Origin of the sequence: Baaleninema sp., assembly GCF_049974805.1 — a bacterium.
Lineage (GTDB): Bacteria > Cyanobacteriota > Cyanobacteriia > Cyanobacteriales > Geitlerinemataceae > Baaleninema.
Genome location: NZ_JBNGCO010000035.1, coordinates 1 through 26,210, shown reverse-complemented (window position 1 = coordinate 26,210; position 26,210 = coordinate 1). Strand labels below are relative to the sequence as shown.

Annotated in this window: 19 protein-coding genes and 1 pseudogene; 9 read left to right on the top strand and 11 right to left on the bottom strand. The window is 51.9% G+C overall.

The window, feature by feature from the left end; all coding sequences use genetic code 11:
* The first annotated feature begins 29 nt into the window (after positions 1-29).
* The 3 genes from ACP5D4_RS09185 to ACP5D4_RS09175 all read left to right on the top strand — a co-directional run bounded on the left by ACP5D4_RS09185 (position 30) and on the right by ACP5D4_RS09175 (position 3,904).
* Positions 30-518 (top strand): allophycocyanin, encoded by a 489-nt coding sequence (locus ACP5D4_RS09185; RefSeq protein ID WP_428011324.1) that lies wholly within the window; start codon positions 30-32, stop codon positions 516-518.
* A 210-nt stretch (positions 519-728) separates the two neighbouring features.
* A complete protein-coding gene (locus ACP5D4_RS09180; protein ID WP_428011323.1) occupies positions 729-1,163 on the top strand; it encodes a peroxiredoxin in 435 nt (144 codons plus the stop codon).
* 77 nt (positions 1,164-1,240) lie between these two features.
* A complete protein-coding gene (locus ACP5D4_RS09175; protein WP_428011322.1) occupies positions 1,241-3,904 on the top strand; it encodes a C39 family peptidase in 2,664 nt (887 codons plus the stop codon).
* Between the two features lie 172 nt (positions 3,905-4,076).
* Here ACP5D4_RS09175 and tnpA read toward each other — a convergent pair whose 3' ends face one another.
* Positions 4,077-4,478 carry an IS200/IS605 family transposase gene (tnpA, locus tag ACP5D4_RS09170; RefSeq protein WP_428011321.1) on the bottom strand — a complete coding sequence of 134 codons (402 nt, stop codon included), beginning with the start codon at positions 4,476-4,478 and terminating at the stop codon, positions 4,077-4,079.
* Positions 4,479-4,500: 22 nt separating this feature from the next.
* Here tnpA and ACP5D4_RS09165 point away from each other — a divergent pair.
* A pseudogene (locus ACP5D4_RS09165) lies at positions 4,501-5,825 on the top strand (RNA-guided endonuclease InsQ/TnpB family protein).
* A gap of 26 nt (positions 5,826-5,851) precedes the next feature.
* On the opposite strand, the gene petC reads toward ACP5D4_RS09165, so the two are convergent.
* On the bottom strand, positions 5,852-6,385 hold the full coding sequence (petC, locus tag ACP5D4_RS09160; RefSeq protein WP_428011320.1) for a cytochrome b6-f complex iron-sulfur subunit: 534 nt from the start codon (positions 6,383-6,385) through the stop codon (positions 5,852-5,854).
* A gap of 318 nt (positions 6,386-6,703) precedes the next feature.
* A complete protein-coding gene (locus ACP5D4_RS09155) occupies positions 6,704-7,663 on the bottom strand; it encodes a 7-carboxy-7-deazaguanine synthase QueE (protein ID WP_428011319.1) in 960 nt (319 codons plus the stop codon).
* Positions 7,664-8,199: 536 nt separating this feature from the next.
* On the opposite strand from ACP5D4_RS09155, the gene ACP5D4_RS09150 reads away from it, so the two are divergent.
* Both ACP5D4_RS09150 and ACP5D4_RS09145 read left to right on the top strand, forming a co-directional pair.
* Positions 8,200-9,474: a hypothetical protein gene (locus tag ACP5D4_RS09150; protein WP_428011318.1), complete on the top strand. Its 1,275-nt coding sequence runs from the start codon at positions 8,200-8,202 to the stop codon at positions 9,472-9,474.
* A 184-nt stretch (positions 9,475-9,658) separates the two neighbouring features.
* Positions 9,659-9,961, top strand: coding sequence for a hypothetical protein (locus ACP5D4_RS09145; RefSeq protein WP_428011317.1), 303 nt, complete (start codon positions 9,659-9,661; stop codon positions 9,959-9,961).
* 515 nt (positions 9,962-10,476) lie between these two features.
* Here the strand turns inward: ACP5D4_RS09145 and ACP5D4_RS09140 are convergent.
* The 3 genes from ACP5D4_RS09140 to ACP5D4_RS09130 all read right to left on the bottom strand — a co-directional run bounded on the left by ACP5D4_RS09140 (position 10,477) and on the right by ACP5D4_RS09130 (position 11,709).
* Positions 10,477-10,827, bottom strand: a complete 351-nt coding sequence (locus ACP5D4_RS09140; RefSeq protein WP_428011316.1) for a phosphate-starvation-inducible PsiE family protein — start codon at positions 10,825-10,827, stop codon at positions 10,477-10,479.
* A 9-nt stretch (positions 10,828-10,836) separates the two neighbouring features.
* Positions 10,837-11,061: a hypothetical protein gene (locus tag ACP5D4_RS09135; RefSeq protein ID WP_428011315.1), complete on the bottom strand. Its 225-nt coding sequence runs from the start codon at positions 11,059-11,061 to the stop codon at positions 10,837-10,839.
* A gap of 507 nt (positions 11,062-11,568) precedes the next feature.
* Entirely contained in the window at positions 11,569-11,709 is a 141-nt protein-coding gene (locus ACP5D4_RS09130) for a hypothetical protein (protein WP_428011314.1), read from the bottom strand.
* Positions 11,710-11,907: 198 nt separating this feature from the next.
* On the opposite strand from ACP5D4_RS09130, the gene ACP5D4_RS09125 reads away from it, so the two are divergent.
* A complete protein-coding gene (locus tag ACP5D4_RS09125; RefSeq protein ID WP_428011313.1) occupies positions 11,908-13,173 on the top strand; it encodes an L-lactate MFS transporter in 1,266 nt (421 codons plus the stop codon).
* A gap of 217 nt (positions 13,174-13,390) precedes the next feature.
* Here ACP5D4_RS09125 and ACP5D4_RS09120 read toward each other — a convergent pair whose 3' ends face one another.
* The 4 genes from ACP5D4_RS09120 to ACP5D4_RS09105 all read right to left on the bottom strand — a co-directional run bounded on the left by ACP5D4_RS09120 (position 13,391) and on the right by ACP5D4_RS09105 (position 23,859).
* Positions 13,391-15,238 carry a R3H domain-containing nucleic acid-binding protein gene (locus ACP5D4_RS09120; RefSeq protein WP_428011312.1) on the bottom strand — a complete coding sequence of 616 codons (1,848 nt, stop codon included), beginning with the start codon at positions 15,236-15,238 and terminating at the stop codon, positions 13,391-13,393.
* A 55-nt stretch (positions 15,239-15,293) separates the two neighbouring features.
* Positions 15,294-16,370: a circadian clock protein LdpA gene (gene ldpA / locus ACP5D4_RS09115; RefSeq protein WP_428011311.1), complete on the bottom strand. Its 1,077-nt coding sequence runs from the start codon at positions 16,368-16,370 to the stop codon at positions 15,294-15,296.
* 487 nt (positions 16,371-16,857) lie between these two features.
* Positions 16,858-22,275, bottom strand: coding sequence for a trifunctional serine/threonine-protein kinase/ATP-binding protein/sensor histidine kinase (locus ACP5D4_RS09110; protein ID WP_428011310.1), 5,418 nt, complete (start codon positions 22,273-22,275; stop codon positions 16,858-16,860).
* A gap of 75 nt (positions 22,276-22,350) precedes the next feature.
* Positions 22,351-23,859: a SagB/ThcOx family dehydrogenase gene (locus tag ACP5D4_RS09105; RefSeq protein WP_428011309.1), complete on the bottom strand. Its 1,509-nt coding sequence runs from the start codon at positions 23,857-23,859 to the stop codon at positions 22,351-22,353.
* A gap of 252 nt (positions 23,860-24,111) precedes the next feature.
* Here ACP5D4_RS09105 and ACP5D4_RS09100 point away from each other — a divergent pair, with 252 nt between their 5' ends.
* Entirely contained in the window at positions 24,112-24,699 is a 588-nt protein-coding gene (locus ACP5D4_RS09100) for a pentapeptide repeat-containing protein (RefSeq protein WP_428011308.1), read from the top strand.
* A 72-nt stretch (positions 24,700-24,771) separates the two neighbouring features.
* On the opposite strand, the gene ACP5D4_RS09095 is transcribed toward ACP5D4_RS09100, so the two are convergent.
* Positions 24,772-25,335 carry a hypothetical protein gene (locus ACP5D4_RS09095; RefSeq protein WP_428011307.1) on the bottom strand — a complete coding sequence of 188 codons (564 nt, stop codon included), beginning with the start codon at positions 25,333-25,335 and terminating at the stop codon, positions 24,772-24,774.
* On the opposite strand from ACP5D4_RS09095, the gene ACP5D4_RS09090 reads away from it, so the two are divergent.
* Complete coding sequence (locus ACP5D4_RS09090) at positions 25,334-26,146, top strand: carbon-nitrogen hydrolase family protein (protein ID WP_428011306.1); 813 nt, start codon at positions 25,334-25,336, stop codon at positions 26,144-26,146. The two genes, ACP5D4_RS09095 and ACP5D4_RS09090, sit on opposite strands and share 2 nt — an antisense overlap.
* Positions 26,147-26,210: the final 64 nt, after the last annotated feature.

The following is a 26,210-nucleotide window of genomic DNA, read 5'->3' as shown; positions in this document are numbered from 1 at the left end:
TTCGTATCTTGAGACGATTTCTATAAACCATGAGCGTTGTTAGTCAAGTTATTCTAAAATCCGACGACGAACTCCGTTACCCCAGCAGCGGCGAGCTGAAGGGCATCCAAGCATTTTTTAAAACGGGCGAACAGCGGCTTCGCATTGTCGAAACCCTCGCCGAAAACGAGAAAAAAATCGTGAATAAGGCGAGTCAAGAACTCTGGAAGCGCCGCCCCGACTTCATCGCCCCTGGCGGTAACGCCTTCGGAAACCGCGAACGCAACCAGTGCATTCGCGATTACGGTTGGTATCTGCGCCTGGTGACTTACGGCGTCCTCGCAGGCGACAAAGAACCCATCGAAACCATCGGAATTATCGGTGCGCGGGAAATGTACAACGCTCTGGGCGTTCCCATGCCGGGAATGGTGGAAGCCATGCGCTGCTTGAAAGAAGCGTCCTTGGCGTTGTTGAGTTCTGAAGATGCCGAGGAAACGGCCCCTTACTTCGATTACATCATTCAAGCGATGTCGGCTTAAGTCAGGCGGCTCGTTCTTTGACACTTTTCTTTGATATCCCCTTTGATATCCCACCGTAGGGGCGTTGCACGCAACGCCCCTACGGTTTTTTTTGGGGGGTTGCTTGGGCGTCTCGCGGGCGAAACCCCCAAATCTCGATCGAGATTCTGCACGATTCCCTCAAGAATGATAGGATACAGAAGAAAATATTAAGTTTTGTAAGGAGCTTCTATGACATTATCCGCTGGTTCTGTTGCTCCCGACTTTACCGCCAAAGACACCAACGGCAACACCGTTAAACTCTCGGACTTTAAAGGAAAAACCGTCGTCCTGTACTTCTATCCCAAAGACGACACCCCCGGCTGCACCAAAGAAGCCCAAGGCTTCCGCGATTCCTATCCCGAATTCCAAGGGAAAGATATCGTCGTTCTCGGCGTCAGCATGGACGACGAAGCCTCTCACAAACAGTTCGCCGAAAAATACGGCCTGCCCTTCCAACTGGTGGCTGACGTAGACGGTGCCATTACCAAAGCCTACGATGTCGAAGGGGGCGGTTACGCCAAGCGCGTCACCTACATCATCGACAGCGAAGGCAACATCGCCAAAGTCTTCGACACCGTGAACACCGCCAGTCACGCCAAAGACGTACTCGAGTCCGTTTCCTAGTCGATCGACCGATCCCTGCAAAGAGCGAGGAATCGAGAGGTAGAATAGATTCAACTTCTCGATTCCTCGCGTTCCCTATGGGTGTTTTGACGTATTTCGGCCCGCAAGAAGTTCTCGTAAACCGACCCACCGTCCTCACGGGAACCTACGACCCGCAACAAATTGCGAAAGTCTCTGTCGCCGCAGAAGACAAGTATCCGCTGCCCGTCACCCTCAATCCCAGTCAGGGAACTTGGCAAATCCAGCTCGATCGCGGCTTCAATACTGCCGGACTGCGCTGGTTTTCCCTCAAGGGAACAGACGCCAACGGAACCGTTCTCGAGAACCATAAATTTTACCTCACCGTCAGCGAAAAACCCCTGGTCACGGCGGATTCGCTGCAAGTCCAAGTTCTCCAACAAACTTGGTTTAAAGCCGCACCCCAAGACTCCTCCAGTTTGGACGAAACCCAAAAAATTCGCGTCAGCGGCGGCACCACCCTCGAAGCCAATCGCTACAGCCTGCACAACAACCATATCGCTGTCGAACTCGACGATCGACTCTCCCCCGTCGGCAGCTTCGGCTATCTCTACCGACCCCACATCCAGCTTTACGTGGGCGGTTTGCCCCTGCAATTCGACGAAAACCGCCTTCCCGAAGCCCCGCCGGGAACTCATCTGTTATGGATTACCCGCGACACCAAAATTAAAACGAGTCCTCAGAGTTCGACGCTGCTACCGCCGACGCAGCAAGCGGAACTCCTCAAAGGCCAAGTCTTCTTTATTACCGGATACGCCTGCGTCAACGGACATTTCCGCGTCACCCTACAAGAGGGAATGGGAATTCCCGGTTTCGGGAACCTGGGCTATCTCTACCACCAGCACGTTGGCATTAATAAAAACGGCCAATGGCTCGAATACGACCCTCAAGCGGTCACGGTAACGATTTTACGGGATACGCCGCTGAAAAAACGCCCCACGGATTCGTCGCTGCTACCAGAATCGGAATACGTGCCGCTTCCCGCCACTCGCATTTACGGCGTGTCTAGCTACACCTGGGAAGCCAGTCACATTAAAGTCGCCTTGACAGAGAATTTCCCCGGTTTCGGTAATACGGGATATCTGTTTCCCGATTTCGTGGAATTCAAACGGGGAAACGACCCCCTGAGTCTGTCGCCGACGCTGGATTACACCGGACCGACGGAGGTCTTGGTTGGCCAACCCACCACGCTCTCGGGACGCTTCGATCCCGAGACGGTGACGACGGTGTCTGTGGTGGCGGAGGACAAACACGCGCTTCCGGTGACGATGAATCCGAGGGCGGGAACTTGGGCGGTATCGCTCGATCGCGGCTTTCAAGAAGCAGGGTTGCGCTGGCTGCGTCTGAAGGCCACTAACAGCAGCGGTGCGGCGGTAGACCACCAAATTATCTATATTACGGTCAGTACCGATCCCCTCACCCTCGGGGAAGAACTGACCATTCGGACGGTAGAGAAGACTTGGTTTAAAGTCTCTCCCACCGATGCCGATCGCCTGGATATCGACCAAGCCATCGAAATCCCCGCCGATACGGTTCTCCAGGTTCGCTCTTACGGTTACATCTACGGTCACTTACAGGTTCGCCTGAAAACCTCCCTCACCCCCGTCGGCGAGTTCGGCTATTTCTACGAACCCCACGTACAACTGAGAAAGGGCGATCGAATCCTCGTCTTCCAAGTGGCTAACATTCCCGAACAACCCCTGACGGGTCAACTGTTAGTCACCGAAACCACTCATATCAAAGTTTCCACTGAATCCGCCTCCAGTTTGCCCGCCAACCGCAAAACGCGACTGCTGCAAGGTCAAACCTTCGGCGTTCTCGGTTACGCCTCCATCGCCGGACATTTCCGCGTCACCCTGGCCGAATCTATCCCCGGTTTCGGCAACGTCGGTTACGTCTACGCTAACCACGTCGAACTCTTGCGCCAGGGGAAATCCGTCCCCTACGACCCCGAGGCGTTGACGATTACCATCCTGCAACAAACGGCGTTCAAACGTCGCCCCGTGGAAAGTTCGCAACTCCCCAGCAGCGACAAAACCACGCTTCCCCTGGGACGGGTTTACGGCGTTTCCAGTTACGCTACGGAAGCCGGACATATCAAAGCGTCCCTCACTGAAGAACTTCCCGGTTACGGCAACACCGGATATATTTTCGGCGAACACGCCTGGGTCCGTCGCGGCGGAACCACCATCGACCTGTTTCCGAAAATGCCCGATCGCAAGGAACTGGGGGTTCCCTACTTCTCGCAACGGGACAACCCCAGCTATTCTTGGGCCACTTGCAACACCACGGCCATCGCAATGGTGTTGTACTATTACGGTTTGCGTCCGACCTACAGCTCTCAACTCGAAGAAGAACTGTTTCAATGGATCGTGCAACGCTACGGCGTCGGGGCGCAAACGAACCACGCCGTCCTCTCGGAAATGGTTCGCGCCTACGGCTATCGTACCGTTTTCAGTACGAAACGCCGCTGGCGAGAAATCGATAAGGAAATCGCCGAAGGTCGTCCGGTGATTCTACCGGGGTACTTTACCGCAACGGGTCACATCGTCACCGTCATCGGCTACAGTCCCTCGGGACTCATCGTCAACGACCCTTGGGGCAACGCTTTGACGGGATACACCAACACCTACGGCGCCAAATTACTCTATCCCAACGCCTATCTCTTGGAGAAAGCGGGAACTGACGGCAACGTTTGGGCGCACTTTATTTATCCCAATTAATACGGAATCCGTTGCCGCTCAGAAATAAATATTCACGCCATCCCCCCAACCCCCCTTTGAAAGGGGGGCGAAGGGGGGATAGGGGGCGAAGGGGGGATAGTAGAGTTTGGCAAAAGGGCTGTTTGAGATTCGGATTCCTTATCGAAAAACTTGGGTTTAAAACCCCGTCCTTCTAGGACGGCTTTCTCTGATTCTCAATGTATTGCTTGAGAATCTCGACAGGTGCGCCACCAACGGATGACGCAAAATAGCTCGGACTCCACAAGGCATCTTTTTTGTATGGCTTTGGTAGTCCGGCTTGTCCGTATCTACGACTAGATACACCCTTAAGACTATTAACAATCTGAGAAACCGATAACTTCGGCGGATACTCAATAAGCGTGTGTATGTGGTCGCATTCGCCGTTAAACTCCAAAATTTCAAAATCCATTTTTCTGGCGACCGTGTAGAAGGACTTTTCTATCAATACCAGACCCTCTCGAGTTAGCACGGGTCTTCGATATTTAGTTACGCAGACTAAGTGAATCTTGAGGTCGGTGACGCTATGCCTGCCACGCCGAAACTGGGTTGCCATTCTCTGTTAACTTAGCTAATATATGTACAGACCTACTTTAACACGAGGCATGAAGGCTAGATATAAGTACCGCTTCTATCCGACAGACCAACAGCAGGAGAGCCTCGCTCAACTGTTCGGTTGTGTCCGTGTCGTATGGAACGATGCTTTGGCTTCGTGTAAGTCCGACAAATACCCTGGTTATAACACTTTATCTAAGGCGTTAACTCAGTCCAAAAAGACAGAGGAACGCCGTTGGTTAAAAGATGTTTCGTCTGTTCCGTTGCAGCAGTCGTTAAAGCAGCTAGACACAGCTTTTAAAAACTTTTTTGAATCGCTAAAAGGGAAACGAAAAGGCAAAAAAGTCAGTCAGCCCAAATTCAAGAAAAAGACAAAACGTCAGGCTGCTACTTTTACTAAAGCAGCGTTTTCGGTAAAAGGCGACGCAGTGTATCTCGCAAAAATCGGTGACCTTAAGCCGATTTGGTCTAGGAAATTGCCCGCAACTCCCAGCTCTGTCACAGTCATTAAAGACTGTGCAAACCGCTATTTTTTAAGTTTTGTTGTTGAGGGCAAACCCACTAACATCGAGGCTAAAAACCAAAGCATTGGCATCGACTTAGGACTTAAAACTTTTGCTGTAATGAGTGACGAAAAAAAGTCGAAAGCCCTGACTACTCGAAGTTAGACCGTCGAATTCGCAAACGGCAACGCAAATTAGCGCGTCAACAGAAAGGCTCGAAGCGGAGAAACAAAACCCGGCTTCGTATTGCCAAGCTACACAACAAAATCGCAGATACACGCTTAGATTTTCTGCACAAGCTATCAACTCAGGTCGTTAGTGAGAACCCAACTATCGTCCTAGAATCCCCCCTAACCCCCCTTAATAAGGGGGGAACTCAAGGGGGGATAGGAATGGTCAAAAATCGACGGTTAGCCCGTGCTATCAGTCAACAAGGCTGGCGAGAGTTCCGAACTCTGTGCGAGGCTAAATCGGAAAAGTTCGGGCGAGATTTTCGGGTCATTAACCGATGGGAGCCTACGAGCCAAGTTTGCTCAGAGTGTGGTTTTAAGTGGGGCAAATTAGACCTATCAGTGCGTTCGGTCGTGTGCTTGAGTTGTAAAACTGAACACGACCGCGACGAAAATGCTGCGAGAAATATAGAAACGGTCGGCATGGGGCATCGGCACGACCTTAAACGGACGGGGAGCGACTGTAAGACCTCTTCGGAGGCGAGTTGCTGGGAACCGTCAAGAATCACGCCCGGCTTCAGCGGGCGTGAGTATGTCAAAAACACCCCAACCCAAAAAAACCCCGGTTGGCAAGTCCAACCGGGGGAAAGCTCACTTTTCACGTTTGACGCTTGACGCTTTACTCTTCACCCTTGACTGACCTAAGCCCACCAAGGCGTTGCGCCCGTGCGGGGATCGAGAGCCGTCCAAGGGGCAACCCAGATGAGATCGTCGCGAACGGCGACTTTTACCAGCTTCAAGGGACGGTTCGCCGGACCGCGCAAGACGTTCCCCTGACCGTCGTAGCGGGAACCGTGACAGGGACATTGGAACTCTGCGGCGGTGTCGTTCCAAGGGAAGGTGCAGCCCAAGTGAGTGCAGTTATCCACAATGCCCATTTCGTTGAGTTTTTGACCCGGTTCCACGGTGAGATAGGTCGGTTCTCCCGCCAATCCCGCAATCAGGGCGCGGGTTCCCACGGGTTGGGACAGAATTTGCGAGGCGGGAATGATATTCCCGAGTTTGTCTTTGGCCACCAGTGCGCCACTTCCGTCTCCTTCAGCCGGGGGCGTGAAGTATTTCCCCACTGGGTAGGCGGCACCGCCGACGGCCGCCGCTACGGTCGCCCCCGTCAGGAAATTCAGCAGTTGACGGCGCGACATATCCGGTTGTTCGATCGGTAAACTCTCAGCCATAACTTTCCTCCTATATGGCACTGCAACGATATTTAAATCGCAAGTTGAGTTGTAATCCTCTCTGCGCCCGTCGTTAATTAATAAAATTTCCCATTAATAAGGCGGGCGATCGAGAACGAAATATCCAGAAAACGCGCCAGTTCGGACAGTATAAGCCGACTGGACGCCCTGGCGCGTCTGACAATTGGGATTGAGAACTTTTTGCAATCTACAAATTACTTTACAACTCTTCAGTAAAATTGTCAACAAGTGTAAAGAAGATCGTTGATAATTGACAAGTTCTCCCCCTCTCCCCATCCCCTCATCTCCTCATCTCCTCTACAACTGCCCGAGAGCCTTGTGCGTCTGGGGAACGACGCGCACGTGAGGGATGGTGCGTTTCATCATGGTTTGCCAAGCGAGGATGCGATCGGGTGAGGGGACGACGGCATCGCGAAAGGCGTCTTTGCGTAAGGCTTCGTTTTGCGCCCGTAATACGCCGTTGAGGGGAGTGACGGGTTGTAGGTAGACGGGGATTTCGGGGTCGATGCGGGCGATGAGATGGGCGACTCGTTCGAGTTCTTGGGCGAGGGTGCGATCGCACACGACGGTTTTCACGAATACCGGAACCTTCGCCTGGCTACAGTGTTTGAGGAAGGCTTCGTGTTCGGACCAGTGCATTTCACCGCTGGCGCTGGGAAGTTTGATGTCCATCCCGACTAAGTCGAGGTAAGGAAGGATAAGTTTGAGTTGTTCGGGGCGGTGGCCGCCAGTTTCGAGATAGATGGGAAGGTGGGTGCGATCGATCGCCCGAGGGAGAAACTCGGTTAAAAACGGGGCCTGTAACAGCGGTTCGCCGCCGGTGATGCTGATGCTGTCGTGGAGTCCTGGGCGGTTTTGGCGTTCGACCCAGGTTAAGAGGGTTTCGATCGAGACTGGGTTGGGATAGGTGTCGAAATCCCGCAAACCGGGGGTGCGTTCGACGCGGTAGGTGGCGGGTGCAAACCAGGTTTGGGCGCTGTCGCAATACAGACAGCGTAAGTCGCACAGGGCAAACCGAACGAAGATCTGTCGCGTTCCGACGTTGAGACCTTCACCTTGGATTGCAGAAAAGACTTCAATTAATCGGGCGGTGGTGGGGGCGGAGATCGTCATGGTCGGTGTGAGGTCGAAACAGGGAATCTTGGGAGGACTTGCCTGCGATCGATTGTGACACAGAAGGTAGGGTGAGGGGGCGATCGAACCGCGACAGGGAGCGATCGGTGTTGAGGGGAGATCGTCTCCATCTCTATTCGTCATTATTCGTCAATTGTCAGTTCGTCGCGACCAGCCCACCCACTCGCTCCCCTCTTTACACAAACTCGATAAAAGCAAGAGCGACTCAACTCTTCGTCCGCTCGCCAGTTTGGTGCAAATTCGGGTCTTGTCTCGAAAGTTTTTCGTATTATTACATACAACATCTGCACGCTTGCCGATCGCAAATCCATTATTTTACGTAAGTGGCAATTTGCAAAAATAGAATTTTACATAAATTTTACGTTTTTATATGGACATTGTGTGAGGCTTATGCCACATTATGCAAACAGCCGTTCTATTTTTTTGCGTAAATACACGGTGTTGTTAACGGATACATCGATGTCATCGTTAATTTCGGCAAAACAAGGAGGTATCAACAGTTGTCTTGCCATCGTCACGGGTTTTCACCACCTCTGACGGCGAGGCGAAAGTTGCGTTGGCGACCAATCGATCGCACCTATCCCTGAAGAAACCTGAAGTTTAGATTTCATATGGTTTTCAACCGTTTAACCCCTAGAGCCAAACCCCTAGAGCCAACTATGAATACCTTAAATTTTGTCGATGTCTACAAAAAATCAAGTAATGTTTGGGTGTTTATCCTGTTAGCGATCGCCATTTGGCTCGCGCATTTTTTACAAATCGGACAGTTTGGAATTTATTCAGACGATTACTTTCGAGTTGCCACAGCATTAGGCATGAGTGGCGATCGCGTTTGGCCAACGATTTTAGAAGAAGGATTCCGACAAGGACGACCTCTCCACGATGGATTAATTATCCTGTTTTCGTTTATAGGAGGAAAGCTCGGCGGCTTGTCTGTCATTTATGGCATCGGATTTATTATCCTAATGCTCAACTCTTGCTTGTTTTATACATTTTTAAAACGCATTCAACCTCGAGATATATTTGCCCTAAGCGGTGCGTTCGCTTTTGCGTTATTTCCTGCCGACCCCACAGAAATTTTCTTGACGCACTCTTTAGGGATTCAAACTTCTTTGACTTTATTTTTGATAGCCATTCACCTATATTTGTCCCATCAAAAAATCGCGTCTTATATAATTATAACATTGAGTTTGTTTACCTACGAAAAGCTTTTTCCTATATTTTTGATTGCTCCCTTACTGACAAAAAAATGGGATGTAAAATCAAAGAAAACCATCATCAAGCACGCGATCGTTTTGGGAATTATACTCGTCGCCGTAGTCGTTCTTCGCAAAATTACTGGAGAAAGTCGAATTGACGACCTCAATATGATTCACGCCGCTCGTCGGTCAATTCGGGACGTACTGTACGGACCGGTGACGAGTATGGGAATGTTTGTCTACCGCGCGATCGAAACCTTACTTCTTTGGGATTTCAGAACAGTTGACTTTAAAGATATCCCCAAAGCCAAATATATTTTTGTGACGTTAATTTGTCTGTGTACGGCGGGATTTACATATGTCTTATCTCGAATCAAGTCGAACGAATTTTATCAAGAACTCAACTCAAAGCAAACTTGGTCTAATCCAATTTTCTATTTACAATATCCCAGGTATTTTCAAGACATGGCTAAATTGTCGGGAATTGGACTGTTAGCCTTGGTTTTAGCCTATCCCTTAACTTTGACAACCTACGCTTATATTATTGACGGTCAAGAGGCGGGTCGCGCTCACGCCGCCGCGCGAATTGGTGCTTCTATTCTCTGTGCTTGTGTGTGGTCTGCGATTTGGTTTGTCGCCACAATATATCGTAAAAAAAACGATTGCCGCTGTGGGTTTACCGGGCTTCTTCTCGTTACTTATTGGATTTGGTATTATCGTCCAACAAAACTATAAGATAAGCTGGGACTATCAACAACAGTTTTGGACAGATTTAGTGGGAGTAATTCCAGAAAACCTTGATAATGGAGATGTCATCCTGGTTAAAAAAACTGCGTTGAAGCAGCCCGTTCAGATCGATGCTCGCGTGCAATTTTTTCCTAGAATTTTAGAACAAATTTATCAATTCCCCGAGGACTGGATGAATCCCCCGACCGTTTACGCATTGACCCCTAATTGGAAAGAAAATATCCTTGAAGGCGATCGCTTTGAATTAGATCGATCGACCATCATGAGCTTTCAAGAGGGTTACAACCGTCAGGTTCAAAGTACCGATGTCATTTTCTTGGAAAACCAACAGGGGAAATTAGTCCGCAGAACCCTCCCTCTCGTTATCGAGAATCGAGAATTTCCCTTAAAACTGACTCGAGGAGTCGAAAGAGCTTCTTTTCCGAAGGGTCATCTTTACTCCTATTTGATTTTCGAGTCAGAAGTCGAACCGTAATCTGGCGGTTGGCTTGAGTTACGGGGGGGGAAGAGGTACGAGATTTCCTAGCATTCGAGGCGATCGTGGGAACCCAACACAGCGATCGTCTCGCTAGAAGACCGCTTGAGTAAATTTTATTGCGTCTTATTGGGTTTACTCAATCGATCTAACCTACAATTATCTATTGTAATCCTCTTGAATTTGTGACAAAAACCTCAAATTAGACTTCGTAACGTCCTTGTATAAAAGGACGCGACAGGAGGAATTTTTATTCTAATTTTAGTTCTAATTGTATAGATCGCGTTCAATTTCCACGAATGACTTAGAAAAATTGGGATAAGCCGTAGGACTGGTTATACTTACATTCCGCAGCACTACAGATAGAGTGTTTTAGATGATTTTAGATCCAAATGTAGCGCCAGCCAACAGAGTTGTACTCTCGTGATGGTGTAGTAAATTAGTAAATTGTTTGAAATACTACATCTGGACTTGAACTGCGGAATGTAAGATCCCAGCCTAAAAATCTGGTCTAATTAATTTGCCCGATCTGTAAGCAAATCTGGAACGGATGTTTTGAAGTCTTTCGGATGACCTCTCTCTTCTGAAATCAAATCACGATCCTCTTGTTCGGTAGCATGGAATCGCGAACGATGCCGTTCGGAGACAAACTGTTCGGGATCGATGCCATCAAAGGTAGGCGGCAACCAAACTCTGACGACCAGTAAGGCTCCTAAGACCAAAAGAAATATACAGGCCACTAAAACCTGTATCCAAGGCGTTTCCAAGACGCCACGGACAATGATTTCCCGAAGCACAGAGACAATCGAAACTTCTACCGCCACACCGATAGAGACACGGTGTTCTTGCAAGTAGATAATTAGCAAGCGAAAGAGTTATACTAAGATGAGAAGAAAGAGAATGTCAGAGGTGACCGTTTGAAATTGTAGGGGGGGCAACAACGAAAGCATCATCTCCCGTAGTTGCAAAACCATAAAGCTAAACAGTCCCACACACAGACTGATGACAATCAGATCCTGAACTGTTTCTAAAAATCGAACAACATGGTGGCTATTGAGCCAGCGATACCAAGGAAGGGAGGTCGTTTTAGGTGTTTTCATAGGAGAAATGACTGGGTTAATGAGACCTAGGTTTTGCTCGATCGACTCGGCTCGATAAAGCCGAGAAGATTGGGAAATGTGGTTCAATCAAGTGAGAGATGCTCTGATAAGCTTCAGCGGGACTGAGGAAGAGACTTGGGGATGAGCGATCTGGCTAGCTTTAAGTATTAGCAATCGCGATCGACCTCGTTAGGAGATTTTTCGGCAAGATAGCAAAGGACTGGGACTCGCAAACCCACGTCTTCCTAGAGAGGATGGAGCCGATGGAGGGGCCGAATGTTAGAACGAGCATTGCAAATAGGGTTTGGAAGTCGCGACAACTGTGTTCTTCTGTCGTTTATCTATAAGTCACAAAAATATAAAAGCTTTTATTATATGAATTTTATTTATATAAAATAATGCCTGCTTAACTGAAGCTATCATGGGCGGGGTCATGTTACCTGGGGAAGTTGCGATCACGGGACAACGATGGCGTCGATCGCTCCTCCACGGTTCCATGACGCCAGCTTAGCGGTGCCACCTCCTCGTCGGCATTCCCGCCAGTGGGTCGAACGCGATCGCCCGATCTCCACCGATGCTATTGGCCAGGGACTCGATGGCTTGGGTGTTCGAGCTGTCTCCAGCCAACTGCAAATAAGGCAACGCCAAGGGACGCTGCGTCGTTCCCCATGAGACGATGGACGAGAGGGCTGAGGCGATCGCGCGGTTTCCCTCAACTCCCGTTCAATATGGCTATTTCTATACAATCTCAAGCCTAAAAACCGCGTAGCTTATGAGTGTGCTAGTTTTGCGACTCTCTCGCCACTTGTACAATCTTAATGTTTATCTGAATGTTTTCAGAAAGTTATGAGCATCACACCGCCTAATTCATCTACGATAACAGTCTTGGGACGACCGGCCGAGAAAGGTCGATGGTCGTTGATTCCTTTGGGAATGACTATCTTACTTTGCTTGGGAACGGTCTATTCTTGGAGCATTTTTAGAATCCCGTTACAAAACGAGTTGGGGATTAGTGCCACTCAAAGCATTTTGCCCTTTACCGTTGCTCTGGTTTTCTATGCGGCAACGATGCCCATTGCCGGCTTTTACATTCCTCGAATTGGAACCCGCGCGACCACAGCTATTGGTGCGATCGTCGTTGGCTTAGGCTATATCCTTGCCAGCTTTGCCAACGATGTTGGAGGCTTAGTTCTAACCTATGGCGTGATTTCTGGTGTCGGGATTGGAATTGTGTACGGTGTCCCTCTGATGGTCGCCTCCCGCTGGTTTCCTGAGAAAAAAGGATTGGCTGTGGGGTTGACGGTTCTGGGCTTTGGCCTTTCACCTTTTATTACTGCACCCCTTGCCAATCGACTCATCAGCGCCTACGAGGTTCGCCCCACTTTGCGCGTTCTGGGGATTGCTTTTATCGCAATTATTTTAGTCATCGCCTTGACGATGAAGTTACCGCCAAAGGGTTGGCAGCCTCAGCAAGACTTAGAAGCGTCTCATCAAATTTTCCCCATAACTTACCCCACAAATATATTTAAAAGTGGCTCGTTTTATGGGTTATGGTTTTGTTATGCGATCGCCACTTTTATCGGCTTGAGTGCAATTGGAATCTCAAGTCCAGTCGGGCAGGAAATCATCGAACTCGATTCAACTACGGCAGCCCAAAGTGTCTCGTTATTTGCGGTGTTTAATGGAGTCAGTCGCCCGTTATTTGGATGGTTGACCGATCGCTTTAAACCTCAAAAGGTCGCCATCTTTTCTTATGTGCTGATCTTGGTTGCTTGTATTGTGGCGATCGATGCTCAAGCGGGACAGCTTGTTAACTATCTCTTCGCGTTTAGCCTGTTGTGGTTCTGCCTTGGGGGATGGCTGGCGATGGCGCCGACGATGACGCTGCACTTCTTCAATCCTGACGATTATGCCCAAAACTACGGCATTATCTTTACCGCTTATGGTGTGGGTGGTTTGATTGGTACGTTAGTGACGGGTCGCATCCGCGATTTGTTTGGTACTTACAATTATGTGTTTTATCTGATGGCGTTGTTGGCGATCGTGGGTATTGTTGTCTGTAGCCTATTCCTCAAACGAGGTAGTGCGTCAGTGGACTCGGTATCAAATTGATATCTATTTTGATATCTATTTTGATGTCTATCTTGATGTCTATCTTGATGTCTATCTTGATGTCTATCTTGATGTCTCTGACGTGGGCGATCGCTCCCTCAGTGTTCCATGACTCCACCTCCACTGTGCCATCTCTTCGTCGGCGTTCCCGGTATTCGTTAACCCCCACAAACGAACCCCCCAACGCCAAACGTCGGGGGGTTCGCCATCCCCGGGACTAAGCCGGATAAATCCGCAGGCGGCGGTTTGGTTCGTCGCCGAAACTATCAGATTTCAAACGGTAGTGTTCGACGAGTTCGTGTTGCATTTTCCGCACTTTCGGCGATCGCGGTAACAACTCAACCGGTTGTCCCTTCGGAAGAACGATTTGTTCGACCGCCAATCGCGCCTCTTCCAAGGCTTCGATTTCGTCATCGCTGCCATTTTGAGTAAACAGGCGCAAATCGGCAACGTCGGGAACGCCGGGATCTTCCATCTTCAACAAACGGCGCAAGGCTCGCGTAATTTGCGGAACCGTACTCGATTTGATGAGATGGATGGGAATTTGTCGGGCTTTGGCGACGTGGCGCAGCTTAGAATGGTTTTTCAGATTCGATCGCAACGCCAACACCGCATCGGCACCGTCCAAATCCTTCGTAATCGCTACGGGCAATTCCAACACATCGATGGTTTGTTCGAGTTGCTGGCGACTGACGCCGTAAGGATACAAATAGAACAGTTCCTCCTCGTCAGAAATTTCGTTCCCAAAGCGATCGAACTGGGTCGAAGACCCCGAAAGAGACGCATCCAACAACTGCTCGAAATGCTTCTGAGGCGAGGTCGACGTAGGCATCGATCGCGATTTAGACCCCGATTTCGGCAGCGGTTGCATCCGCCCCGACGCCCGCCAACCTCGCGCCCCAGGCGGAGGATTCGGGGGAACCGCCGAGAGACTGTCCGGCAGTTCGTGGGTAATCGCCACTTGACCGTTTTCCTTCATCGTCCGGACTTGCGGGTTGGGATTGCGTCCCCGCAACAGCGTATCGACGGTATCGGCAACGCTTTCGTGAACCACCCAGCGATACCGTTCGAGCATTTCTACAGCGATGTCGAACGTAGGCGGCGCTTTCCGTTCGAGGACAGTTTTTTGAGTTCCCCGCCGTCGGGCTTCTTCGTCGCCGAGCGTTACCGATTGGATGCCCCCGATTAAATCCGCCAAAGTGGGGTTTTTAATCAGGTTTTCGATGCGGTTGCCGTGGGCGGTTCCCACCAGTTGCACGCCCCGTTCGGCGATGGTGCGGGCGGCCAGGGCTTCCAGTTCCGTGCCGATTTCGTCGATGACGATGACTTCGGGCATATGGTTTTCCACCGCCTCGATCATCACCTGATGTTGCAGTTCCGGGCGGGCTACTTGCATGCGGCGGGCGCGGCCGATGGCCGGGTGCGGGATGTCGCCGTCTCCGGCGATTTCGTTGGAGGTGTCGATAATCACCACTCGTTTGTCGAAGTCGTCGGCCAGAACGCGGGCGATTTCCCGCAGGGCGGTGGTTTTCCCGACGCCGGGTCGTCCCAGCATGAGAATCGACTGTCCCCGTTCTACGAGGTCGCGAATTAACCCGATGGTTCCGAACACGGCTCGTCCGACGCGACAGGTTAAGCCGATGATGTCGCCGTTGCGGTTGCGGATGGCGCTGATGCGGTGCAGGGTTTGTTCGATTCCGGCCCGGTTGTCGCCGCCAAACCGCCCGACGCGCTCGATGCACAGGTCGAGATCGGCTTGGGTGACGGGGGTTTCGGAGAGATATTCTGCTGCACCGGGAAATCGCGCTTCGGGAAGCCGTCCTAAGTCCATGACGATTTCGATGAGTCGATCGCGCTGAGGATGGCCGTTGAGCCGTTCTTGGATGTCCTCGGGCAGAATTTCGATGAGTCGATCGAGATCGTCGGTGGTGCGTTGGGTGGCTGCGTCTACGGGATCGTTTTGGGAACTGTTGGCAGCCGGATGGAATTCTGGTGAGGGGTCTTGGCGATCGGTTTCGAGAATGTCGGACGAGTTGGACGGATACATCGGATTGGAATTGACCATGAATATGTTAAAGGCAACAGGACTGACGAAAGGCAATGCTGGCGATCGATCGCTTTCAACTGGGTAATTTATGTTGAGAGACGAGCGATCGCGCGAGTTCGACGGCAGACCAGAGCAAATCTGGATGGTTTTCTAAATACATGGTGGATTCACCATTTTGATGTTCCAATCGCTCCAAAATCGGAGAGAGTAACGATCTCGCATAACTTCCATAGGCGACACCTGCTATATATTTAGCGGCTGATGGGGATTTTGGAAATTGTTTTTCCTCCGAACGGACAAAATTTAACGAGTTATTAAACAAGTTTAAAGATTTGAGTTTGGAGACGGTATGATGGTTAGTTCCACCTGCTAGTTGAACGTAACCGGGAAGGTCGGACTCGAGAACTTTTTGTCCGAATTCGATGGCGGCTTTGGTCGTTCCTTTGCCGATATCGCCGCTCATGGGGCGACCGTCGGTTTGCCAGATGACGGGGTAGGGTAAGGGTGACATCAGATCGTGGAGCGATCGCAGGTAGTCGAGGGTATCGACCCGGTGAGGACAACTGACCGCCACGGCTTTGAGGCGATCGACCCAGGGACGAACCGACCCCCACAACCGCCGAAAATCCTCGAACTGTCCCGGTTGGGTGTGAATTTCGAGGGCATCGACCCCCATTGACAACACCAGAGGTGCGACGCTGGCGGGGGTGGCCACGTAAGACCGGGTTTCGATAAAGCCGTAAGGGCAGATGGGGATACAGCGGCCGCAACCGTAACAGCGGCGATCGATAACACCGTTGGCATCGATCGCATCGGCAGGACACACCCCTTCGCAAGGACGGGAACAGTCGGGAGGACAGCGGTTTGGGTCGAATTCTGCTTTGCGAAAATGGGGGTCTTCGGCATCGTTGACGCTCACCATCAGCAGGGGTGAGGCTGTTTCGGCCAGACCACAAGCCGCGTCGATGCCTTCCCGCGCCGCTTCCACCACTGCCGGGTCTGCGGCCACGTCGATACAATCGGCGCCGGCCAGGGTATACGCCAGGGTTAAGTTACGGACGGCCGGCAGATGTTGGAAACTGGCTCCGCAAATGAGTTTGAACCAGGTTCCTTGTTGGAGGGATTGTAAGGGACATTTCAGGTTACTCACACTTATATGCTACTGTGTCGGCCTCGAAATGGGGAGAGTGCCTGAAAGCGTCTTTCCCATTGACCCGAGGCGCGATCAACCCTGCCTAACCTCCAGATCTGGGGGTTATACTCCATCCTTTTTCGATCGGCTAGGTTTCAAGAAGCCTTCACCTGAAATTCGGATTCCGTATTAGATCTCGCTTGTGTAATTAACATAATACAAGCATACTACACAACGAGATTGATGACAAGGGCAACGGGAGAACCGGGGTATACCCCTGGGATCGTGTCTCCCCAACCCCGTGCCGGGCCGACAACGGGCCCTTAGTGGTGTAGAAAAGTCCTGAAACCCTTTTTAGAAAAGATATGGCCGTATTAAAGGGTTGGCCCCAAAATCTCCGGCTTTATTAACACATTTTATATATTTTGTCAACAGCTAATCTCGACAAATGTTCTGCACCACTGAGGCAACAGGCCGAGGGAAGAATATCGAACAAGCGCCTGTTTCAAGCTGAATTCTGGGAACCGTCCGGCGAAATGGGAATTTCGATCGAAAAAGTCGTCCCCCGTCCGGGGGTAGACTCGCAGCGGAGTTGACCGCCGTGTTTCTCGACAACGATTTGATAGCTAATGGATAATCCCAACCCCGTACCTTTCCCAACCGGTTTCGTGGTAAAAAACGGGTCGAACAGGCGGTTTTTCACCGCATCGTCCATACCGCAACCGTTATCTGAAATAGAAATGACGACCCGGTGGGCGGGGGTGCGTTCGGTACGAATCGAAATCGTCGGGGGTTCTTCCGCGTCGAGGTCGAGGCGTCTGGCTTCGAGAGCATCGCAGCTATTGGCGATGACGTTCATAAACACTTGGTTCAGTTGACTGGCGTAGCAGACGACTTTGGGAAGGTCGCTGTAGTGGCGATCGATCTCGATTTCCCGTCGCCGACTGTCCCCTTTGAAGCGAGACTGCAAAATCAAAACCGTACTGTCGAGACCGTCGTGGAGGTTGACGGGTTTCATTTCCGCTTCGTCGAGACGGGAGAAATTCCGCAAAGACACGACGATTTCGCGGATGCGATCGGCCCCGATACGCATCGAATCGAGAAGTTGCTGGATGTCTTCGGCGATAAAGTCGAGGTCGATTTCCTCCCGTTTATCCACGATCGCATCCGTGGGCTGGGGATATTCCCGTTCGTAGGTAGCGATGAGGTCGAGGAGATCGCGAACGTACTCCTGGGCGGGGTGTAAATTGCTGTAAATAAAGCCGATGGGGTTGTTGATTTCGTGGGCGACGCCGGCCACCAACTGCCCCAAACTGGACATTTTCTCCGTTTGAATCAACTGGGCTTGCGTCCGTCGCAGTTTGTTGAGAGTCTGTTCGAGGGAGATGTTTTTTTGTTGGAGTTCTCGGGTTCGATCGCTGACTTTGCGTTCGAGAGAGGCATAAATAAGAGCGTTATCGAGAGCGATGGCCGCTTGGGCTGAAAGCACCCGCAACAGTTCGATACGGGAAGGGGTAAAGGCATCAGCGATGAGAGTGTTTTCCAGATACAGAATGCCGATGAGTTTGCCGCTGTGGAGAATCGGCATCGCCAACAGGGACTTGACGTCGCGATAGGTAATGTAAGAATCGTTAGAAAAGCGATGGTCTTGGTGAGTGTGGTTGACGATGGCATCGGAACCGGTGCGATCGACATAGCGAATCACGCTCAGCGGCACGTGGCCGTTGAGGGGTTTAGCTTGTAACACCATCACCTCCTCGTCGTCGATGCTGGCTTCCGCTTCGATGGCGAAGGACGTGGTGTCGCTGGGTTGCCGGGAATCCGCCTGAGACGGGGACGATTCCTGCTCCCTCGGTAACAGCAAACAGCCTTTACTGGCACCAGCGTTTTCGATGGCAATGCGCAGCAGCGTCGCCAGGAACTTATCGAGGACGATTTCACTGACGATGGCTTGCGTGGCTTTCATTAGAGACGCCAGGTCAAAGGACTGAGATCGATCGGAGTTCGACCCGACCGAAGCGGTGGTCGTGGTCGTCCCCTTGCCAGTCGTCGGCAACAACAAACCTAAATATTCCCGATCGAGGGCAGCCACTTTCGCCGCTGCGCCCCAAATTTGATAGTAATATCGGGCTTTTTTCAAATAGAGTTGAGCAAAATCTTCCTTTTCTAACTTTAACCAAAAGCGGGCGGCCAGCTCGCACCCCAAGGCGGCGTTTTGAACGAAGTCGTTATCCCAGGCGGCTTCGATGGCGCGGTCGTAGAGGTCGATGGTGGCCAAAGACGCCCCGTCCAGGCGCGATCGCTCCGCCTCCACCAGCAAATATTTATGTTGGAAATTTTCCGGACAGTGACTCGCCCAAATTTGCATTTGCCCTTGATTGCGTTGCAAAACTTGGCGATAGCGGTCTCGTTGCCACTCGTCGAACTCGTCCCAAAGCGCCGTCATGGCGAGAGAGTAATAAAAGCTATGTTCGGCCAGGTGAACGTATCCGGGGATGAACTCGAGGAGGTCGAGGGCGATTTCGGCGGCTTCGAGGGCATCTCGAGGGCGATCGTCGAGGAGGGCAATTTGGCTTTGTAAAATGCGATAGGTACAGAGAGCGAAGCCGCTTTGATGGCGTTGGCAGCGATCGAGATATTCCGCTTCCGTGGGAAGTTTCGCCTCGGACCGTTCGGCGAACGCCTCTTCTCCCAACAGTTGCATCGTCGCCAGTTCGATACCCAGTAGCGTATCGGCAGTCACTTGATTTTGGGTAGAGTTGGCGAATTTCAAAAACAAATTCAGCCGTTTCAACAAGTCCGGCAAGGGCATAGCGCGATAAAACTTGTTAATGGCACGGCCGTGTAACAGATATCCCGCATATTGCAGTTCCCCGCCATCGAGACCCGCTTGGTAGCCCGCATCGCCGATGGCTTGGGACGATCGAATCGGTTTGACCCAATGGTGAATGCAACTGTAATAGACGTGATACGCCTTGCATTGATAGGCCAGGTTGCCGAAGCGGTCGGCGGTTCCCATGGCCAGACGGCCGAACTCGTAGGCGAGGCGGTAGTCCTGAAACTCTGTAGCCAGGAGAATACCGTAAAAGGCAAATCCGGCAGAAGATTCGGCGGCCAAGCCGTATTCAAGGGACAAGTTCGTCAGTTGAGCGGCAACGACGGTCATTAACTGTCGATCGGTAATGTAGGTGGGCGGGAGCAATTTGTCGAGGAGTCGCAAGGCCACCCGAATCGTTTCGTCGGAGATTTCCCCATCGCGGACGATATCAGCGACGTCGCGGTGTTGCAAGTGAGCCTGCACCCGTTCCACTTCCGCCGCCAAAGCCGCATCGAAGTGGTCTTGAGGGAGGTCGATACCGAGCCAACTCAGGGCTTCTCGACCGACTTCGATGGCGCGATCGTACTGACCTTGTAGCGTATTTTGGACGATCGCGACCGTTTGGATTCGGGCTTTATCGAGGGGCGATCGAACCCGATCGAGTACCCGGTCGATGAGGGCGATCGACGCCTGAAAATCCCCATTGAGATATTCCGCCTGTGCCAGTTGTCCGTACAACTTCAGCATCAACTCGTAATCGCACTCCCAACTCTGCGGGGGGATACAGGCGATTCCAGTCCGCAAATACTGACAGGCGGCCGCGTAAGCCGTCGCCTCTAAAGCCCGGTCTCCCGCCTCGCCGTTGAATTCCGCCAGGCGGCGGCGTTCGGCCGGGTCGTCGATGAGGTCGAGGGCGACATTGAATCGATCGACCAGTTCAAAGATGCGGTCCTCTCGTTCCGCCGGGGACAGGCTCTCGTACAACATCCGTCCCAAGCGCAGATTGAGTTGTTTTTGGCGTTCCGCCTCCACCTGGGACATAGCCGCCTGTTGAATGCGATCGTGGAGAAACTTAAACTGAAACGCCTCCGCTCGATCGACCAAACTGGTATCGCCGATGGACTCGGCCGCTGCCACCTGCACGATGGGGCCGGCACTGATGGCATCCCCGAGATCGCGATAGGTATCTAACGGAGACTGTTCGGCTAAAAACGAAAGGGTTTTCAAATCGAAGCGGTTGCCGATACAAGCAGCCACTTGCAACAACTGTTGCGCCGCCGGCGGTAAAAAGCGCACGTTCGAGAGCGTCAGTTCCACCACGTTGTCGGTGATGTCCCGTTCCTCAATTCGATCGAGATTCCACTGCCACTGTCGGCAGTAGACATCGAACACCAAGAGTTTTTCCCGATACAACGCTTGTAAGAACTGATGGATAAAAAAGGGATTTCCCCGGGTTTTCCGGCACACCAACCGGGCTAAAGGCCGCACTTCCAAAACCGGACGCTGTAACGTATCGCCTATCAAGCGAGCCACCTGTTCTTCCGTCAGCGGATGCACCGCAATCCAATTGACGATCGCACCGCGATCTTCGATTTCCGCCAACGTAACCGCCAGGGCGTGAGACCCATTAACTTCGTTATCCCGATACGCCCCAACAACCAACAGATAGCGATCGTCTTCATCCGTCACGATCGACTCAATCAGTTTCAGTGTCGCCCGGTCAGCCCATTGCAAATCATCGAGAAACAACACCAGAGGATGTTCCTTACGACAGAACACCCGCACGAACTTTTGGAACGCCAAACGAAAGCGGTTTTGAGCTTCCGTCGGGTCGAGGTCGCCCAAAGGCGGCGGTTCCCCGACGATGGCTTCGAGTTCGGGAATCGCATCCACCACAAAACGAACGTTGGCACCGAGGGTATCTCGAATCTTCTGCGTCCACCGTTGCAGTTGCCTCGGACTTTCCGTCAGCAGTTGTCGCACCAGGGCGGTCAACGCCACCGTCAGGGCGCTATAGGGAACGTTACGCTGAAGTTGGTCGAATTTCCCCGTGACGAAATAGCCCCGTTTGGCCGTGACGGGTTTTTGCAGTTCCGCCACCAAAGAGGATTTCCCGACCCCAGAATATCCCGACACCAGCATCAGTTCTCGCGACCCGGCCGCCACGCGATCGAACGCCGCCAAAAGCGAATGGAGTTCAGCTTCCCGGCCGTAGAGTTTCTGGGGAATTTGGAACGTTTCCGGGGCGTCTTGTCGTCCCAGGGGAAACGGTTTGACAGTTCCCCTTTGGCGCCACTGTCGCCAACAAGTTTCCAAATCGGCGGCTATACCTTGAGGACTTTGGTAGCGGTCTTCGGGAGATTTGGCCAGCAGCTTGCAGACGATGGCGTCGAGAGGTTCGGGAAGGTCGGGGTTGAGATAGCTTAACGGAGTTGGCGGCTTAGCCAGGTGACAGTGAACGAGTTCCAAGTCGTCCTGTTTGACAAAGGGAGGACGGCCGGCGAACAGTTCGTACAGAGTCGCCCCCAGAGAATAGAAGTCAGTGCGGTAATCGACGGGGCGGTTAGTGCGTCCCGTTTGTTCGGGGGACATATAGGCTAAAGTGCCTTCTAACCCCTCGGGACTGGCGAGAGCGGGATTTTCTATCGTGGCACGGCTGGAGATGCCGAAATCGATAATTTTGAGCTGCCCGGTCTCGCGGTTATAGATGATATTGGCGGGGTTTATATCTTTGTGAACGATTTTTTCCCGGTGAACTTCTGCCAGGCTGTTGACGATTTTCAGGCCAATTTCGAGGCGAAGCTTCAAGGAGAGGTGATGGGTTTCGAGGAAAGTTTTGAGGGAAACCGCGCCGATATCTTCAAATACGATAATGAGGGTGTTTTTGTAAGGGATTAAGTCGTAGGCCCGAACGACTCCTGAGAGGCAGAGAGACCGGGTGATTTCGTATTCTTGTTTATATCGCAGCAGTTCTCGGGCGGTGGGAAAGTCTTGTTTGAGTTGTTTGAGGACGACGGGCTGTCGATCGTGACGCCGCACCCCCCGAGAGACCAGGGAGTGAGGACTTTCGTAAATTCGATCGACAATTTCGTACTCAGGAAACACGCGCAGACAGTTGATAGTTAATGTTGATAGTTAATAGCGAACAGCGAACCGTGAAGACCCCATCTTCCCATCTCCCTATCTCCTGACCTCCGGTTGTCCGAGGGTGGTTAGATATAATACCGCTTCGTCTTCGGGAATTCCGAGAATGTCGTTAACGCGATCGTCGAAAAATCCTGCAATACCGCTAACGCCACAGCCGAGATAGATGGCAGCGAGGTTGAGGCGCTGACCCAAGTGGCCGGCGTCGAGGTGCAGGTAACGATAACATCGATCGCCGTATCGATCGACCGCTTTGGTTAAATCGGCCGTATGGAACAGAACTGCTGCGGCGTCTCGGCCTAAATCTTGTCCCAAACACAAAAAATGGAGTTCTCTTCGGAAATTCTTAAAGCGAATTTGTCGCAATTCTCGAGCTTTTGGCGCATAGTAATAGCAGCCTGATTCTAACCCGTCGATGGCAGAGACGGCAACAAAGATTTGGATTAAGTCTAAGTCGAAATAGTCAGGATCGTTGTCTAAACCGAAACCGACGTAACCTTCGGGATGATAGGTAAAATCGAGCAGGGCTTTGAGTCGATCGAACCCTAAAGCACCGCCAGTATAGGCACGAGTCGATCGCCGTTTGAGAATCGTCGTTTCTAAGCCGCTTAAATTCTCTCCCCAGTCGATGGGGGGCGTAACGGTGGAGACTTTGGAACAAAAGGGAAAATTATATTTGTCCTCGCTAGAATCCGGATTGCGCTTGGGGGTCGGAAGTTCCGTCTCGATACAACTGGCTTGATGTAAATAGCCCAGAAGAGCGCCGTCTTCGATTTCGGGATAGTTGGTGTCCGTGGGCGACGGTAAGGCGGCCGGATAATGGGGTAAATGTTGGTCGCGATCGCACAAATCCGCCAGGGGAACCACAGAAATCGTCCCTTCTTCCTCAGAATTGAGATAGAGCAGTCGGTTTACCCCTTCATCGCCAAAGCCACCGATGAGGTGAGCGCGATAATCGTTTAAAGATGCTGCCAGTTCCAGGTTGCCCAGTAAATGGCCGGTGTCGAGGTGGATGCGACGATAGGCGCGGTCTTGATACCGCCATGCGGAACGGAAAAAGACGGCAGTCGTGACGAGGGCGAGACAGGTGTTTTCCAGGGCGGGATGCCAAAAACAGCTTTTTTGCAAGTCTTGCCAGGGATTGCTATCCCAAAAGCACAAGAGGGAATGGTCGCGGCTTTGGTAGTTGTAGAGTCCCGGCGGCAGTTCCGGCGTACCTCGGGAAATCAGGTAAACTTCCGCCGGATAGAGTCCGCCCGCCGAAGGAGCTGCCCGTAACAGCAGGTCCTGACTGCTGAGGGTGGGAATGCGGGCGGTAACGCCATAGGTGCAGTACAGGAGTCGAGACAGTCGTTGCCAGTTTTCATCCTCGGTATCGGCGCTCAGGTAGGGTTTGAGATCGATCGACGTGCCGAGTTTGTATTCTTTAAAGGGAACCGGCGGACGATCCCAATCGATATTGGGAACCTTTTGACCGATGGTCTCCGGATGGTATTTCGTCCGTTCGTGATAGTGTTGGGCGATCGAATCGCGATGTGTTGACATAAAGGTGGATAGAATGGCGACGACTTTTCTCGATTTTTACATTTGGCTGGAGCCTGCCAAAACGGTTTCCCTCTTCAATTGGACGAAAGATTAATCACATATACTGCATTTTGTCAAGGTAAAACGCGGAGAAATTTAAGAGAATTGAAGAGGATTTGCGATCGTTAAGTAACCCTTAAGTTTTATGAACTTGGCTTAATACATATTAAAATTTCTGGACTGCATCGTTGAGTCAAACCAAGCGTCAGTAACGTGACGATTTCAGACAAGCAGTTAGGCTGCCAAAAATCTAGTCCCTTTTCCATGCGACGGGTACGCGCTTTAGACCTTCTCGCCGCCTATCGGAATGGCGATCGACACTTTCGCTATATCAACTTAAGCGAATCCGATCTATTTGCGGCCGACCTGCGCGATATCGACTTAACCGAAAGCGATCTCACGTCGGCTTATTTACCCTATGCCAACCTCTCAAAAGCCTGTTTGTACCGCGCCCGCCTGTTCCAAGTCGAACTCGGCGACGCCAAACTCTACCAAACCAACTTAACAGCGGCAGACTTGCGCCGCGTCAACCTAACGCGGGCGAACTTACGGGGGGCGGACTTGCGGGGGGCGGACTTGCGGGGGGCGGACTTACAAGGTGCCGACCTTCGAGAGGCCGATTTAACCGAAGCCGACCTTCGAGAGGCCGATTTCAGCCGTACCCACTTAGAATTCGCCCGATTTGTGGGGGCAGACGTTCGAGGATGCAGCTTTTTCCGCGCTCGGGAATTAAATTTAAGCGGCGCGAGACGAGATTCGACCACCATCCAACCAGACGGATATCGATCGAACTTTCCGTGACGCGGTAACCTCCGAGATCCCGTAACAGCCTTGCCGACAACAAGACTCGGGAAGGAAGCCGTTCCCCGTTGCCTATTCCCCGTTCCCTCTTCCTGGTTCCCCGCTGGTAAGGATTTCCCGGTAAACGTCTCGCAGCGTCGCCCCTTCCGCCAGCCTGTTTCGCCAGAGTTCCCAACTTCGATCGTCGAGATCTCGGTCTAACAAATCGCGATAAATCTCGTTGAGGCGTTGTTGCGTTTCCTCACTCTCGGCGACAGCGCGACGCACCTGGGGTAAAGGGGTTCCAGCAACCAGTGCATCCCCCCACCGCTGCAAGTCGGCCGCCTCTGCAGCCCGTCCGAGAACCTCGCGATAAACCCGATCGATATCGTCGTAATAGTCAGAGGGCTGGTCTGGCGTGCGGTTGCGAATATAAGTTTGCCAGTCAAATTCGGAGTATGGCTGGTTATAATACCGTAGCCAATCTCGATCGAGACACAAGACGAACCCCTCTTCTTGCTGGCATAGAGTTTGGGTTCGTCCGGGTGTCGCGCTGCTGGCGATAAAGCCCAAAGTGGCAACGCTCCACAGGAGCCATTTCGTCAACGCCAGCCCCCCCAGCTTTCGAGATCGATCGTCGTTTCTAGGGAAATCCATGAAGTCATACCTTGCTGCGGCAATTCAAATGACCAGTGTGCCGAATTTGGAGAAAAATTTGGCACAAGCAGAAGAACTCATCGATTTAGCAGCCCGTCGCGGTGCGGAATTAGTCGGGCTGCCAGAGAACTTTTCGTTTTTGGGCGAAGAATCCGACAAAATCGCTCAAGCTGAAACGATTGCCAAAGCAAGCGTTGCGTTTGTCAAAACCATGGCGCAACGCTATCAAGTCACCATTTTAGGCGGCGGGTTTCCCGTTCCCGTCAACGGCAAGCAAGTGTACAACACGGCGCTGTTGGTCGATGCCAGCGGAACGGAACTCGCCCGCTACCACAAGGTTCATCTTTTCGATGTTAACTTACCCGACGGCAACACTTACGAAGAGTCCAGTACGGTACAAGCGGGAACGCAACTTCCCCCCGTCTACGCTTCGCAGGACTTGGGAAATTTGGGCTTGTCGGTGTGTTACGACGTGCGGTTTCCGGAACTGTACCGCCATTTATCGTTAAACGGGGCGGATTTACTGTTCGTTCCGGCGGCTTTTACCGCCTACACGGGGAAAGACCACTGGCAAGTTCTGTTACAAGCCAGAGCCATCGAAAACACCTGTTACGTTCTGGCTCCAGCTCAAACCGGCCGTCATTACGGATTGCGCCACTCCCACGGTCACGCAGCTATTATCGACCCCTGGGGAACGGTTCTTTCGGATGCGGGAACGAAAATCGGCGTGGCGATCGCAGAAATCAACCCCCAACGCCTCGAACAAGTCCGCAGTCAAATGCCCTCGCTGAAACATCGGGTATTTGCCTGATGTTGAGGTGTTGACATCCTCCCCGGCCTAAAGGCGCGGGGATTCCCAGACCTCACGATCTGAG

Bases quoted from the DNA above. Each gene is read 5' to 3' on its own strand.
- ACP5D4_RS09185 (WP_428011324.1), top strand. From the start codon at position 30: ATGAGCGTTGTTAGTCAAGTTATTCTAAAATCCGACGACGAACTCCGT.
- ACP5D4_RS09180 (WP_428011323.1), top strand. From the start codon at position 729: ATGACATTATCCGCTGGTTCTGTTGCTCCCGACTTTACCGCCAAAGAC.
- ACP5D4_RS09175 (WP_428011322.1), top strand. From the start codon at position 1,241: ATGGGTGTTTTGACGTATTTCGGCCCGCAAGAAGTTCTCGTAAACCGA.
- tnpA (WP_428011321.1), bottom strand. From the start codon at position 4,478: ATGGCAACCCAGTTTCGGCGTGGCAGGCATAGCGTCACCGACCTCAAG.
- petC (WP_428011320.1), bottom strand. From the start codon at position 6,385: ATGGCTGAGAGTTTACCGATCGAACAACCGGATATGTCGCGCCGTCAA.
- ACP5D4_RS09155 (WP_428011319.1), bottom strand. From the start codon at position 7,663: ATGACGAATAGAGATGGAGACGATCTCCCCTCAACACCGATCGCTCCC.
- ACP5D4_RS09150 (WP_428011318.1), top strand. From the start codon at position 8,200: ATGAATACCTTAAATTTTGTCGATGTCTACAAAAAATCAAGTAATGTT.
- ACP5D4_RS09145 (WP_428011317.1), top strand. From the start codon at position 9,659: ATGAATCCCCCGACCGTTTACGCATTGACCCCTAATTGGAAAGAAAAT.
- ACP5D4_RS09135 (WP_428011315.1), bottom strand. From the start codon at position 11,061: ATGAAAACACCTAAAACGACCTCCCTTCCTTGGTATCGCTGGCTCAAT.
- ACP5D4_RS09125 (WP_428011313.1), top strand. From the start codon at position 11,908: ATGAGCATCACACCGCCTAATTCATCTACGATAACAGTCTTGGGACGA.
- ACP5D4_RS09120 (WP_428011312.1), bottom strand. From the start codon at position 15,238: ATGGTCAATTCCAATCCGATGTATCCGTCCAACTCGTCCGACATTCTC.
- ACP5D4_RS09105 (WP_428011309.1), bottom strand. From the start codon at position 23,859: ATGTCAACACATCGCGATTCGATCGCCCAACACTATCACGAACGGACG.
- ACP5D4_RS09090 (WP_428011306.1), top strand. From the start codon at position 25,334: ATGAAGTCATACCTTGCTGCGGCAATTCAAATGACCAGTGTGCCGAAT.
- ACP5D4_RS09095 (WP_428011307.1), bottom strand. From the start codon at position 25,335: ATGGATTTCCCTAGAAACGACGATCGATCTCGAAAGCTGGGGGGGCTG.